Here is a 14,581-nt window from a genome sequence, read left to right as displayed (position 1 = left end):
GCCGCCCTTCTCAGCCGGCGCGGGGATCGGCATCACCTATCAGTGACAGAGTGCGACACTGAGGTTGCTGGGCTTGCCGGAGTGACATCCGAGAACCGTAAGCGTGCTGCCGCCGCTGGCGACGTCGCTGCTTGCCGGGGTCTCGAGCCCTTGCAGGTCGAGAAGTACCATGGTCTTACACCTCCTTCCGGGAGTCGTGGGTGACAGGCCGGCGAGCAGGCACGGCCTCCAGGAACGGCAGGTGTCCCGGGTTGTCGCCCCGCACCGTGTTCAGGGCGAAGAGGACACCTGCCGTACCAGTCGCGAAATCCATGGACAGCCGCAGCAGCTGGTCGCCCGGAAAGGCCAGGCCACCCCCGTACGGCAGTGCGTGCCAGCGCAGGCCCTGGACGTGGGCCTCCAGCACCTGGGCGGTGTCCGGCTCCGCCGGCACGCCGGCGAGCGCGGCGATGATGCCGGCGCGGCCGGTGAACAGGCCCGGCTGCACGAAGAAGCCGGAGCGGACCGCCTTGAGCAGGTCCGCGAGCGCGGCGGCGAGCGCCGGATCGTCGCGGTGGGCCAGGTAGCGGGCGAGCACCAGCGCGATGCCCGCCGAGCCCTCGTCGACGTACGGCAGCAGCCGCCAGCCCTGGTTCACCTGGAGCGAGCCGTCCGCTGCCGCCCGGCATCTGCGCAGGTCCTGCCGGAGCGCGACCGCCGCCAGGTCGAGCAGCGACGTGTCGCCGGTGTGCTCGTAGGCGTGCAGGAACAACAGGGCCGGGCCGCTGGAGCCGTACATGAGCCCGGCCCGGGGGTTGGCGCCGCCGCTGACCTCCGGCACGTCGTCGGGACCGCCGAGCCGGTCGGCGCAGATGTCAACGGCGCGCAGGCCGGCCTTCGTCAGCTCGGGCTCGCCGAGGTGCAGCAGGTTCAGCCCGATCCCGGCCAGCCCGGAGTGGAGCGCCGGCTCCAGCCCGTCCCACTTCTCGCGCAGGCAGATGTCCACCAGGTCGAGCGCGTCCTCGCGGTATCCGAGCCGGTCGAGGACGAAGGCGATGCCGTGCAGCCCGTCGTACAGTCCGAGGCCCGATCCCTGGAGCGGGCGCAGTGCCCGCTCGCGCAGCCAGCCGTCGTAGTCGGGGAAGCGTCCGGCCCCGGTGACCGCCAGCGCGTACAGGACGCCGGCCGCGCCGTGGGCGAGGTTCAGGCCGCCGCCGGGGCGGAACTGGGCCACGTCGCCGGGGAACAGCCGGTCGTCGCGATCGGGTGTCGCGGCGGCCGTGATGGCCTGGCGGAGCGCGTCGCGCAGCGGCGGCCAGGGGGCGGAGCCGGGCATCGGGAGCTCCTCCGCCTCGGCCCGGTCGCCGCCCATGACGGTGGCCGCGGCCGCCCGCGCCATGTCCCGAGTGCCGGGGAACGTCTCCCCGACCAGCTCGCCGAGCTGCGCGACCTTCGCGGGCCACAGGGGCAGCATGATCGTGCACTGCGGCGCGAACAGGCCCAGTCGCAGGCAGGCCATCGCGTACGTGTCGACGTCGGTGTCCTGCCGGTCGGGGGGTGCCACGAAGGCCGGGTGGGCCAGGGCCGCCCGGCTCCCGTCGCCGGCCAGGGTGGCGACCTCGTAGTCGATGAGCACCACGCGTCCGCTCTCGGTCAGCAGGATGTTGTCCGGGTGCAGGTCGCCGAAGACGACGCCGCGCTCATGCAGCGCCTCGATGGCCGCCTCCACCTGGTCCAGGGTGCCGAGCGCCCAGCGGGTGTAGGCGGCCAGGTCGTCGGCGTCGCAGGTCGCGCGGGTGAGCGGGTAGCGGTGCACCAGGCGCCGCTGCAGCGGGGTGCCGTCGACGAACTCCTGGACGAGGAAGTGGTGCTCGCCGACGGTGAAGTGGTCGCGCAGCTCGGGTGCCACGCCGAGACCGGCCAGGCGTTCCAGCACGTCGCGCTCGTGCGCCAGCCGGGTCACCGCGTCCCGGCCGAGGGCGTCGAGGCCGGCGTGCGGCCTCGCCTCCTTCAGCACCACCTGGTCGCCGGTGGGCAGGTGGCGGGCGAGGTAGACGCCTCCGCCGTTGGAGAAGTGCAGCACCGTGTCGATCTCGTACGGCAGGTCACTCAGGGTGACCGCGTTGCGGGCGGCCAGGTGCGGCTGGAGGAATTCCGGCAGCGTCGTCCACGGCGGCACGGAGAAGGTGGCGCCGCGCACGTCGGGGACCAGCCGTCCGGCGCCGTCCTCGACGGCCAGCACGCGCTCGCCGCCACCGGACAGGCAGTGTCGTTCGGCGAAGCCGCCGTACCTGACGAACAGCGGTCCCTCGCCGTAGCGCAGGTCGCTGAGGATGTAGGGGCCCCGGACATCGCGCAGCAGTTCGTGCAGTTCCTTCAGGACGAGTTCGAGCTGCGCCTCGTCCCTCGGGTAGATCGTGATCAGTTTGCCGCTGGAGGCGCGTGAGGCGGCCTTGGAATTGACCATGACCAGGACCGCCGGGCCGCGCAGGAATTTGAACGCGATCATCCGGGGGACGCAGTAGTCGTACACGGCCGCGATCGCTTTCTCGGCGTCGTCGAGCCGGGCGGACACGTGAATCTTCCACCCCTGCGCGGGAAGCGGCGGCTGCCCGCCGGGGGCGTAGTAGCACCAGGTGCCGGTGACCTCGGATGACCAGTCGCCGGGCGCCGGCCTGCGCAGAATGGGAAAACCGGCGTCGTCGGTCGTGCTGTGCTCAAGGGTGTCGTAGAAATGACGATCCGCGAGGCAGTACAGCTCATACTGGTCCATCACGCGCCTTCCGGAGGAGTTCTACGCAAGAAGAATGACGGCGCGCTGATTTCTCGTCTAGTGACACGGGACAGCAGTGCGGTGTGTCGAACACACTGCCCTATGTGCGTTTCGCACAAATGGACCTGTTAGGCGGTCACTATTGGTTTCTCGGAATATGCAGGGCGAACAAGAAACGCTCGCCGTGTAACGCGGTGGCCTGCAGCCGGCCGCCGAGCACCGCGACCCGTTCGGTCAGGTTGATCAGCCCCTGCCCGCGGTCCCTCAGCCGGTACTGCTGGAGGACGCCGTCGTTGCTGATCGACAGGCTCACGAGCCGCTCCCGATCGAGCAGCTGGATCGTGCACTCGCGGGCGGTGGCGTGCCGCAGCACGTTGGTCACACCCTCACGCAACCCATGGGTGAGCGCCTCCGCCACCTCCCGTGGCAGGTCGCGGCACGAAACCCGCATTTGGCAGCGGATCCCCACCGACTCCAGCAGGGCACGCGCCGAATTCAACTCGGTCTCCAGCGAGGAGCGCTGCTCGCCGTGGGCGACGGCACGCACGTCGGCGGCCAGGACACGCAGCAGAGCCAGCGTCTCGTCCACCTCCTGGCCGGCCTTCTCGTCACGCTCGCGCACGAGCCGCTGGATGAGGTGCGCCTTCAGCACCAGGACGGTGAGCCGATGGCCCACCAGGTCGTGCAGATCCCTGGTGAAGCGCCGGCGTTCCTGGACCACCGCCCGGTGGATCACGTCACTGCGCGTGGCCGACAGCCGGTCGGCCTGCGCGGCCAGGCTGACCAGGGAGTACTCCACCAGGCCGAGCAGCGGGGCGGTGACGGCCCAGCCGGCGTGGGTCAGTGCCACGGACGGGGCCGCGAGGAGCACCGGCCCGCAGGCCACGGCCAGGGCCGCCACGGTGAAGGATCGGACCTCATGGGCCGCCAGCAGCAGGACCCCGGACAGCAGCCCCACCACGGGGGTCCAGGCCGCCCCGACGAATGGCAACGGCAGGTACGTCACCCCTGCCTGGACGGCGACCAGCCCCCACCCGACGCCCTCGCGGGCCAGCATGCGCAGCACGAACCGGGCGTGCACCGCCAGGAGAATGAACAGGACCGCCGAACCCGCGCAGACGTACCCCGAAGTCGCTAATTCCCGCTGAACCGGCACCGTCAGTGCGGGCGTCCCGGCCATCAGGCCGAGCCCTCCCAGCATCAGTGGAGAGGAGGGACCCCTGGCCACGGAACGTGATCTGCGCGCGAACCAGCCATCTGTTCCGTTCACCCATCCCCCGAAATCAGTCGGTCACCACTGGACGCGTCGCACCATGCAAAATGGAACGCGCATCTCACCTCCAATTGACCTGATTGATCTGCCTATGTAAAGCGCGTTAACGACTTCCGACACGGCCCCGTTATCATATGAAATTATTTCATGACGCGGGGCATCTTACCGGCCTTTCGTGGATCACCGGACATCCGGTCTACCCAACGGCGCCCCGCTCTCACCCTTTGGGCGACAATTGGTCAAGGTCATTTTCGTTCGACAACTCCGCATGACCTGCCACAATTGCAACATATCCGGACATATGCCTGCTCCTATGGCCCACATGCGATTAAGCGCCAGCGGGCTGAAAGTTTCTCGCGTCTGCCCGGGATGATGAGCCACGGCGATCTGGCCAGGCGGGAATGGGCGCTGCCCGAGGCCGCCCACCGCTCAGATCGCGCGCCGCGCTCATCCGGACGCCTGCGCGGCTTCGAGCGGCGGGGCGGCCGTGGGAGGCGGACCGGCCAGGCGGCGCATGGCGAGCTGGGCGAGGTTGCCGTGCGCGACGACGACCGTCCCGAAGGCCACGATCAGCACCACGATGTACGGCATGCGGCCCTCGGGCGCCAGCAGGACGGCCGGGCCGTCGGCGAATCCGGTGGACGCCGTGGCCCAGCCGGTCGCCCCCGCCGTCAGCCACCGGCCGGCCCGCCGCACGACCGGGCGGGCGGTGGCGGTCGCGGCGGCGGGCACGGCGAGCACGGCGAAGACGAAAAGGATCGCCACCGTCCCGGCCAGGGTGAACTGACTCTCCTCGGCGGCGGCGATGGTGATCGCGCTCATCAGCAGGCGCGCCGCGAGCCCCACGACAATTCCGGCCACCACCACGCCGCCGAGCACCGCCCCGGCCGACCGGACCAGGCGACCGTACCGCCCGCCAATTCCCCGCATACACCCCTCCAATGACCAAGAAGGGTTTATCGGACCTTCGCCAGGCAGAGCAAGGCCCGATCTATTCCGTGATGCGTACGTTATTGACAAATAACATCAAATATCCGAATTCAGTGCGCGAAACCTTCCACGGCGGCGTGCAACTCCTTGCGGAGGGTGTCGCTTCCGGTGTGGCCGGAGTCCTCCACGACAACGAGGCGCGCGTCGGGCCAGGCCTGGGCCAGTTGCCAGGCCGTCTCCAGCGGCCCGCCCAGGTCGAAGCGGCCGTGGATGAGCACGCCGGGGATGCCGGCCAGCTTGTGCGCCTCACGCAGCAGGACGCCCTCCTCCAGCCAGGCCGCGTTGGAGAAGTAGTGGGCGCAGATCCGGGTGAAAGCCAGCAGGGCAGCGGGCGGGCGGTCGCTGTAGGCGTTCGGCTTGCCGTTGACCTCCAGGGAGATCACCGTGTCCTCCCACGTCACCCAGTCGTGGGCCGCCTTGGTACGCACGGCGGGATCCGGGTCGGACATCAGCCGGGAGTAGGCGGCCAGCAGGTCACCGTCGCGCTCGGCCTCCGGGACGCCCTCGCGGAAGCGCTGCCACTGCTCGGGGAAGAACCGGCCCACCCCGCGGTAGAGCCAGTCGATCTCGGAGCGGCGGGTCATGGTGACGGCGACGATGACCACCTCCGACACGCGCTCCGGATACGCCTCGGCGTAGGCGAGCGTCAGCGTGGACCCCCACGACCCGCCGTACAACAGCCACCGCTCGACCCCCAGGTGCTCGCGCAGCAGTTCCATGTCGGCGATCAGGTGCTGGGTGGTGTTGGCGGACAGGTCGGTGGCCGGATCGCTGGCATGCGGCAGGCTGCGGCCGCAGTTGCGCTGGTCGAAAAGGATGATGCGGTAGTGCTCGGGATCGAAGGTGCGGCGCTGACCGACGCTGCAGCCCGAGCCCGGACCGCCGTGCACGACGACGGCGGGCTTGCCGTCGGGGTTGCCGCACACCTCCCAGTAGACGAGGTGGCCGTCGCCGACGTCGAGATGCCCATGGTCATACGGCTCGATAGGGGGATGCATCGCCCCAACGTACACAGCGCCGCAGGTACACGGAAACGAATTCCCGGCCGGGAGACCCCGGCCGGGAACGCGTCACGAGCGGGGATCAGCCGGTGAAGCCGACCTGGGTGTAGTCCCGCCAGTGGTAGCCGAAGGCGCCCCAGTTGGCGAGCGTCTTCTTGGTGGCCTGGATGTCGGGGCGCTGGTACAGCGGAATGGTGTGCACCATGTCCCAGATGAGCTTGTCCGCGGCGTTGGCCTTCTCGAAGGCCTTGGCCGGGTCCATCTCGCTCACGGCCGCCTCGATGGCGGCGTCCAAGGCGGGGTCGCTCGCCTTGGGGAAGTTGCTCTCGGAGCCGGTCTTGTAGATCTGCGGCAGCGAGCCCACCGGGAGCGGCGTGCCGATCCAGGAGAACGGCACCAGGTCGAAGTCGCCCTTGATGATGAAGTCGGTGAAGAACTTGTCATCGGGGACGGGACGGATCGCAATCTTGATCCCGGCCTCCTTGAGCATGGCCTGGGTGAGCTCGCCCTCCGTCTTGGCGTACGGCACGCCCGCGGGGACGACGAAGCTCAGCTCGAACTCCTTGCCGTCCTTCTTGCGATAGTCACCTTCCTGCTTCCAGCCGGCCGCGTCGAGCAGCTGCTTGGCCTTCTCCAGGTTGTACGTGCCGAGGTCACCGGCATTGTCGGCGTAGCCCTTGTGGTTGTTCATGAAGACGTGGTTGTTGAGCGCCTGGATCGGCCAGTCCATGTCCTTGAGGTCGGACTGGGTGATCACGTCGCGGTTGATCGCGTACTGGACGGCCTGGCGGACCGACTTGTCCTTCAGGAAGTCGCTCTGGTTGTTGACGGTGATGTGCCGCCAGTTGGGGCTGAGCGCCTTGCGGACGTCCACGTCGGGGACTTCCTTGGCCCGCTTGAGGTCGGCCGGGCTGCCCGGCGGGATCTCCACGCCGTCGAGCTCGCCGTTGGCGAAGGCGTTCACCTGCGCGGCGGGCGTCTCGATCGTCCGGAAGATGATCTTGTCGAGCTTGGCCTTCTTGCCCCACCACTTGTCGTCACGCACGACGGTGAGCGTCTTGGTGCCCTCGTCGATCTTCTCCACCTTGAAGGGCCCGGCGGTGACCGGGATCTTCTGCAGGTAGTCCTTGTCGAACGCCTCGGGCGTCTCCACGAACTTGGCGGGGTGCAGGAACGGCGAGCGGGAGAACTGGCCCTGCCACTCCGGGTACGGCTTGGCGTAGGTCACGATGGCGACCTTGTCCGTGTCGCCCTTGGCGACCGACTCGATCCGGTCCCAGCCGTCCGTGGAGGCCGGCTTGAACTTCTTGTTCTTGCCGTTGTTGGACTTCCAGGCCGCCTCAAGGTCCTTCCAGGTGATCGGCGTGCCGTCCGACCACACGGCCTTGTCGTTCAGCGTGTAGGTGACGACCTGCTTGTCCCCGGACACCTCGTTCTTCACATCGGTGACGAAGTCGGGGTTCGGGGTGTAGTTGGCCTCCTCGTCGGCCACCATCAGCTGCGGCAGGATGGTGTCCACCATGTCCGCGGTGTCGGCCTGGTTGCCGTCCACGTGATAGGTGTTCCACTGGCTGGGCCACTGGCCGACCGAGAGGGTCAGCGTGCCGCCGTCCTTCACCTGCTCGTACGGCACAGGGTTGATGCTGACGCCCGGCGTCTGCGACATCTGCTCCTGAGCCTGCTGCGACTGCTCGGCATTGGGCTTCTGGGCGGCGCCGCCGCCACCGCCGCAGGCCGCGACGGCCATGGCGAGAAGCGCGATTCCCGCCGTTGCCCGATAACGAACCTTCACTGTTCCTCCTGATCTTCCGAGGCCGTGATGACCTCGATCTCTTCCGCGTAGTGACAGGCGACGCCGTGATCCATGGCGTTCGCGTGCCGAGCGACCAGCGGTTCCTCGTCCACACAGCGCCGCTGCTCCGCCTGGCTGAGGCGGGCGAACTTGGGGCAGCGGGTGCGGAACCGGCATCCCGATGGCGGGTCCGCCGGACTGGGCAGGTCGCCGTCGAGCAGGATCCGCTTACGCGTGCGTTCCAGCGCGGGGTCCGGCAGCGGGATCGCCGACAGCAGCGCCTGCGTGTAGGGGTGCGCGGGGCGGTCGTAGACGTCCTCGACGGCCCCGATCTCGGTGATCTTGCCGAGGTACATGACCGCGACCCGGTCGGCGAGGTGCCGCACCACGGCCAGGTCATGCGCCACGAACAGGTACGACAGCCCCAGCGTGTTCTTCAGCCGCTCCAGCAGGTTGATGACGCCGGCCTGGATGGAGACGTCGAGCGCGGAGACCGGCTCGTCGAGCACCAGCACCTTCGGGTCGAGCGCGAGCGCGCGGGCGATGCCGATGCGCTGGCGCTGGCCGCCGGAGAAGTGCTGGGGGTAGCGGGCGGCGTGCTCGGGGGCGAGCCCCACCAGCCGCAGCAGCTCGTCGACCCGAACGGCCACGTCCTTGCGCCCATGGGCGCGCAGCGGCTCGGCGATGATGTCGCCGACCGGCATGCGCGGGTCGAGCGCGGCCATCGGGTCCTGGAAGACGATCTGCAGCTCGCTGCGGAGCTCCTTGTGCGCGGCCTTGTTCAGCGTGGCGCTGTCCCTGCCGAGCACGACGACGCGGCCGCGCTCCGGCGCCCGCAACTGCATGATCTGCTGCAGCGTGGTCGTCTTGCCGCAGCCGGACTCGCCGACCAGGGCCAGCGTCTCACCCTGCGCGATGTCGAAGCTGATGCCGTCGACCGCGTGCACGGTGCCGACGCGGCGCTTGAACACCGCGCCCTTCATCAGCGGGTAGTGCCGGATGACGTCGTCGAGCTCCAGCACGGTCGGGCGCTGCTCGCGCGGCACCCGGACGGCATCGCTCGGCGGGATGACGGGCACCGGGAAGACGTCGGTGCCGGTCAGGTTCTTGTGCTCGATCTCGCGCGAGCGGATGCACGCCACCTGACGCCCGCCGCCGATCTCGACCAGCGGCGGCTCCTCGTCGTCGCAGGCATCGACCTTCATCGGGCAGCGCGGCGCGAACGGGCAGCCCGGCGGCAGCTCCACCGGCGAGGGCGGGTTGCCCTCGATCGGCACCAGCGGCCCCTGTTCGCCGTCGATCCGGGGGATCGACGCGAGCAACCCCATCGTGTACGGCATCCGCGGCCGGGAGTAGATGTCATCCACCCGGCCCTGCTCGACCGGCCGGCCCGCGTACATGACGAGCACCCGGTCGGCCATGCCCGCGATGACGCCCAGGTCGTGGGTGATCATCACGATGCCGGCGCCCGTCTCCCGCTGGGCGGTCTTGAGCACCTCCAGCACCTGGGCCTGGATGGTGACGTCCAGCGCGGTGGTCGGCTCGTCGCAGATCAGCAGGTCGGGGTCGTTGGCGATGGCCATCGCGATCATGGCGCGCTGGCGCATGCCGCCGGAGAACTCGTGCGGGAAGGACTTGGCCCGCGCGTCCGGATGCGGGATGCCGACCAGGTCGAGCAGTTCGACGGCGCGCTTGGCCGCCTTGTCCTTCGGCAGCTTCTGGTGCACCCGGACGGCCTCGGCCACCTGGTCGCCGATGGTGTAGACGGGGGTGAACGCCGACAGCGGGTCCTGGAAGATCATGCTGATCGACTTGCCGCGGACCTCGGTCAGCTTGCCCTCGTCGAGGCCGAGCAGCTCCTTGCCGTGCAGCTTGACCGAGCCGCTGACCACCGCGTTCGGCGGCAGCAGGCCCATGATGGCGAGCGAGGTCACCGACTTGCCCGAGCCGGACTCGCCGACGATGCCGAGCACCTCGCCGCGGGAGACCTCGTAGCTGACGCCGCGCACGGCCTCGATGCCGCCGGGGAAGGTGACGTTGAGGTCGCGGACCTCCAAGATGCTCATGAGTTGCTCCCCGGGTCGAGGGCGTCACGCAGTCCGTCGCCCAGCAGGTTGACGCTCAGCACCAGGACCACCAGCAGGCCCGCGGGGAAGGCGAACAGCCAGGGGTAGCCGGTGGCGTTGCGGGATCCTTCGGCGATGAGGGTGCCGAGCGACACGTCGGGCGGCTGGATGCCGAAGCCGAAGAACGACAGCGCCGCCTCGCCGATGACCGCGGCGCTGACGTTGAGCGTCGCGTCGATGATCAGCAGGGAGGACAGGTTCGGCACGATGTGCCGGAGAATGATCTTCCAGCGCGGGATGCCCATGTAGACGGCGGCCAGGACGTACTCCCGTTCGCGCAGGGAGAGCGTCATGCTGCGCACCACCCGGGAGGTGATCATCCAGGTGAACGCCGCGAGCAGCGCGACGAACCAGAGCCAGGAGGCGCCCTTCAGCCGGGGCGAGACGATCGCGATGATGAGGAAGCTGGGCAGGACGAGGAGCAGGTCCACGCCCCACATGAGCACCTTGTCCACCCATCCACCGAAATATCCGGCGAATGCTCCCACCAGGGCCGCGAGACCGGTGGCGAGGAGCGCCACCAGCAGCCCAATGATGATCGACTTCTGCATGCCCCGCAGCGTGACCGCGTACATGTCCTGGCCGATCGTGGTGGTCCCCCACCAGTGGTCGGCCGACGGAGGCGACAGGAAGGACAGGAAGTCCTTGTCGGTCCAGTCGTAGGGACCGATGTACGGGCCGATGTAGGCCAGCGCCACCAGCAGGACCAGCGCGATGGCGCCATAGCGGGCCTGCCTGTTGCGCAGCAGCCGCGCGAATACGACCTTGGATCGCACCTAGCTCACCCGCACTCGGGGATCGAGGGCCGCCACCAGCAGATCCGAGAGGAAGGCGGCGGCCAGGACACAGACGGCGGAGAAGAAGCTGACCGCGGCGACGGCGTTGACGTCGTTCTGCTGGATCGAGTCGATCAACCAGGCCCCCATGCCGTGCCAGGCGAAGATCTTCTCGGTGAACGTGGCTCCGGTGAGCATCGTCCCGAAGGCGAAGGCGAAGTAGGTGGCCGCGGGGATCAGCGCGGTCCGCAGCGCGTGCTTCAGCAGCGCGGTCCTGCGCCGCAGCCCCTTGGCCATCGCCGTGCGGACGAAGTCCTGGTTCAGCACGTCCAGCATCATGCTGCGCTGGATGCGGCTGTAGAAGGCGATGGAGCCGAGGCTGAGCGAGATGGTCGGCAGGATCAGGTGGTTGAGCCGGTTGAGGAGCTGGTCCCAGCCCGACAGCCTGGGGTTGTACTCCCCGGTGTACTCGATCAGCGTGAACCCGAGCCCGCGGTTGAGGTTGTAGGTGCCGATCGCGAGCAGCGTGGCCAGCACGAACACCGGGATCGCCATGACCACGAAGGAGCTGACCCCGATCGAGCGGTCGGCGAATCGATACTGTTTGACCGCCGAGTAGGCGCCCAGCGCCACTCCTAAGGCGAAGCCCACGAGCGTGCCGACGAGCAGCAACCGGAGGCTGACCATGATCCGCCGGCCCATCTCGTCGTTGACCGAGCCGCCGTTCCAGGTCTTGCCGAAGTCACCGGTGACCACCCCCGACACCCACGTCGCGTACCGCTGCAGCACGGGCGTCTTGTCGTTGAGGTTGTAGGCGTCGAGCGTCGCGTCGACGACGGCCTCGGCGACCGGCGGCTGACGCCCCTCGTACGCGGCGCGCGGGTTCATGGTGGTCGCCGCGAGCATGTACGCCAGGCTGGCCGCGACAGCGACCAAGATCACATTCACCGCCAACCTGCGAAGCAGGTACTTGCCCATCACTCTCCGTCCACGTTGGACGGGGCCTGCGATTCGGAATGAAAACGGCCCCTACAACGAAGACGCCGTCTGCCATCATGGAAATCCATTGACGCGAAGACGACGTTCGAGTGAACAATATCGGGCTGTACGTCACGGTCAGCAAGGGTGAAATATAACGGTCAGATCACCGGCTCTCGCCCCAACGCCGTCACTAACCCCATCTGACCTGCACGAACACCACCCCCAGCGGGGATGTCGCAATATAGGGACATTGTCACGAGATCAAGACAATGACCACCTAATTCAGAAAGCATTCGTGATCAGGAGCGCTCGGGTAAGCGGCGTGACCCGATGCCGCTAAGCGCTTGTGATCGAAAATTCCGGCCGCCGGCGAGGCGTCCGCTACCGATCCGCGGGACGCCGAGCGCCGGGCACCGGGACCCGCGACCAGTCGAGGTCGGAGCCGAGATAGAAGCTCGGGTAGGCCGGCTGGTTGTAGCCCGTCTGCTGCCGCGCCACGTCCGCCCGATACTGCGGGTCGTGCATCAGGGTGTAGAGCTTGCGGTCCGTCGGCTCGGTGCTGAGGTAGATCCGGACCGCCGTGCTGTCGGCCGTGCGGACCAGCAGCTCCTCCCGCCAGTCGCCGAAGACGTCGGCCACCAGGGACGGGTTGCCCTTGGTCCAGTTGTTGGCCAGCGTGCCCTCCGCCGTGAGCAGCGTGCCCCGCGCCCGGTCGTCGATCGTCGGGGTCTGCAGGACGGTGGTGGCGGTGCCGTTGACGAGCTGGGTGGTCATGTCGGCCGCCCAGCGGATGCTCATGTTCGTGCCCGGCGCGTCCGTGCCCAGATGGTCGCCGCGTGCCGACCACAGGCCCGCCTGGACCGTCTGGCCGGGCGGCATCGACGACCAGGCCTCCAGGCCGCGGACGGCGGGGTCGACGTCGCCGACCATGCCGCGCCCGGTGTCCACGCCGCTGTAGCCCCCGAAGAGCACCTCGCCGGTGGCGGCGTCGCGCATCGCCCAGCCGTAGGGGGCCGACCGGCCGCCCTCGTGCACCGTCCAGATCTCCAGGCCGTCGCGATCCGGGTCGAGGTCGCCGACGTGCATCGCGTCACCGTGCCCGAGTCGCACGCGCCGCCCCGGCACGTCGCTCTGCGGCGGTCCCTCGGCGAAGGAGGAGTAGAGCAGGTCGCCGTCGTCGTCGATGGTCGCCGCGCCGTACACGACCTCCTGCCTGCCGTCGCCGTCCACGTCGGCCACGCTCAAGGAGTGGAAGCCCTGCGTGGTGATGGTGCCGAACTCGGGGTCGGAGCCGTCCACGCCGTGCGGTGCGGCGTTGAACGGATTGGCCATCGGCACGTGACCGCTGTCGACGTACCAGATCTCCTTCAGTCTCCTGCCGTCCCAGTCGTAGGCCACCAGCGTGGTGCGGGTGTAGTAGCCACGGGCGAAGACGGCCGACGGGCGCCTGCCGTCGAGGTAGCCGACGGCGGCCAGGAAGCGGTCGACGCGGTTGCCCGGCTCGATCCTCGACATGGCGTAGTCGCCCCAGAGCAGCCCGTCGTCGCCACGGGCGGGCTTGTACGGGATCGTCTGCAGCTCCTTGCCGGTGGCGCCGTGCAGCACCGACAGATACTCCGGCCCGCTGATGACGAAGCCCGCGAACTCCCGCAGCCGGTTGTTGCCGCTGCGGCCGGGCGCGTAGACGTCGACGAAGTAGGTGGCGAGCTCGGTGGCGGCCTGCCGGGAGAGCGGGTAGTCGTGCGCCGGTGGGATGCCGAAGGCCTGCTCCAGCGTCGCCGGCCAGCGCCCGGCCACCACCTCGGGGTGCTCGTGCCAGCCCTGGAACATCTCGACGAGATGCTCGAAGTAGTCCTCGGCGCTCATCCGGTGGTCGTCGGTGTGCGCGTGCCCCGCCCTGACGTCCTGCTTCGGCGGCGTGATGTGGCGCTCGGAGACCACCTCGCCGTCCGCGCCGTAGCGGATGATTCTGCTGCCGGGTGCGGTCTTGACCATCATCTCCGAGCGGCCGTCACCGTCGAAGTCGTAGACGAGGAACTGCGTGTAGTGGGCGCCCGAACGGATGTTGACGCCCAGGTCAAGCCGCCAGAGCAGGGTGCCGTCAAATGCGTAGGTGTCAAGAAGGGTGTTGCCGGTGTAACCGCGCTGGGAAACGTCCTTGGAATTCGACGGATCCCATTTGACGACGAACTCATATCTCCCGTCGCCGTCGACGTCACCGACGCTCATGTCGTTGGCCATGTAGGTGTAGGCCTCCCCCGCCGGGGTGACCCCGTCAGCCGGTTTCCGCAGCGGAAGGTCGTAAAACGATTCAAGCCACGGCGCGACCGGAGCGCTGCGCCGGCCCTCCCTGCCCCGGGCGACGGGGGCCACGCGGTACTCGGCCGAGCCGGTGCCCGCCACGTCGTGGTAGTTGGTGCTGCCGGTGACCGTCGCGATCGGCCGGCCGTCGCGGTAGACGCGGAAGTCCGCCCCCGTCATGCCGCCGTCGCCGTGCCCGGTCACCTCCTCGCCGAGCAACCGCCAGCTCAGGAACACGCCCTCGCCGGTCGCGGCGGCGACCAGCCCGCGGTCGAGGCGCTCCATCCGTGGCCCGTGCCACCCCGAGGCCGCCGCGTCGGCGGACACGTCGGCGGACACGGCCACCGGCGAGGAGCAGAGCAGGGCGGCCACGGCGGTGACGAGTGCGCGACGGATGCTGGGGCGGCTCATCACACAGGCTCCTCGCGTCCCGGAAAGGGATTGAATCGATATAAGCAGACCGGACGCTATTGGCGTGTCACACCGCTGTCAAGGGCCGGTCACGGGCAGATGTCGCCGTGCCGGACGTATCGGCGGCTCATCGCCGAAAACCTATTCACGTTGCCGTCGAACGTCGATCGTGTAAATG

General features: G+C 68.8%; 10 protein-coding genes. All 10 read right to left on the bottom strand.

What is annotated here, in order from left to right:
- Positions 1–39: 39 nt before the first annotated feature.
- A complete protein-coding gene (locus IEY87_RS21890) occupies positions 40–171 on the bottom strand; it encodes a SapB/AmfS family lanthipeptide (RefSeq protein WP_189127049.1) in 132 nt (43 codons plus the stop codon).
- A 4-nt stretch (positions 172–175) separates the two neighbouring features.
- Positions 176–2,752, bottom strand: a complete 2,577-nt coding sequence (gene lanKC, locus IEY87_RS21885) for a class III lanthionine synthetase LanKC (protein ID WP_189140584.1) — start codon at positions 2,750–2,752, stop codon at positions 176–178.
- A gap of 139 nt (positions 2,753–2,891) precedes the next feature.
- Positions 2,892–3,953: a sensor histidine kinase gene (locus IEY87_RS21880; protein WP_189140583.1), complete on the bottom strand. Its 1,062-nt coding sequence runs from the start codon at positions 3,951–3,953 to the stop codon at positions 2,892–2,894.
- A gap of 519 nt (positions 3,954–4,472) precedes the next feature.
- Positions 4,473–4,955: a hypothetical protein gene (locus IEY87_RS21875; RefSeq protein ID WP_189140582.1), complete on the bottom strand. Its 483-nt coding sequence runs from the start codon at positions 4,953–4,955 to the stop codon at positions 4,473–4,475.
- Positions 4,956–5,065: 110 nt separating this feature from the next.
- Positions 5,066–6,013: a prolyl aminopeptidase gene (gene pip, locus IEY87_RS21870; RefSeq protein WP_189140581.1), complete on the bottom strand. Its 948-nt coding sequence runs from the start codon at positions 6,011–6,013 to the stop codon at positions 5,066–5,068.
- A gap of 85 nt (positions 6,014–6,098) precedes the next feature.
- Positions 6,099–7,808, bottom strand: coding sequence for an ABC transporter family substrate-binding protein (locus IEY87_RS21865; RefSeq protein ID WP_189140580.1), 1,710 nt, complete (start codon positions 7,806–7,808; stop codon positions 6,099–6,101).
- On the bottom strand, positions 7,805–9,874 hold the full coding sequence (locus tag IEY87_RS21860) for an ABC transporter ATP-binding protein (protein ID WP_189140579.1): 2,070 nt from the start codon (positions 9,872–9,874) through the stop codon (positions 7,805–7,807). Before IEY87_RS21860 ends, IEY87_RS21865 begins: the two co-directional genes overlap by 4 nt.
- Positions 9,871–10,710 (bottom strand): ABC transporter permease, encoded by an 840-nt coding sequence (locus IEY87_RS21855; RefSeq protein ID WP_189140578.1) that lies wholly within the window; start codon positions 10,708–10,710, stop codon positions 9,871–9,873. The genes IEY87_RS21860 and IEY87_RS21855 overlap by 4 nt, the downstream gene beginning before the upstream one ends.
- Positions 10,711–11,688 carry an ABC transporter permease gene (locus tag IEY87_RS21850; RefSeq protein ID WP_189140577.1) on the bottom strand — a complete coding sequence of 326 codons (978 nt, stop codon included), beginning with the start codon at positions 11,686–11,688 and terminating at the stop codon, positions 10,711–10,713.
- A gap of 384 nt (positions 11,689–12,072) precedes the next feature.
- Entirely contained in the window at positions 12,073–14,403 is a 2,331-nt protein-coding gene (locus IEY87_RS21845) for a rhamnogalacturonan lyase (protein WP_189140576.1), read from the bottom strand.
- Between the last annotated feature and the right edge of the window lie 178 nt (positions 14,404–14,581).

Source organism: Nonomuraea glycinis (genome assembly GCF_014646515.1).
Classification (GTDB): Bacteria; Actinomycetota; Actinomycetes; order Streptosporangiales; family Streptosporangiaceae; genus Nonomuraea; species Nonomuraea glycinis.
The sequence above is the reverse complement of the archived record's forward strand: the minus strand, read 5'-3'. Positions and strand labels throughout refer to the sequence as shown.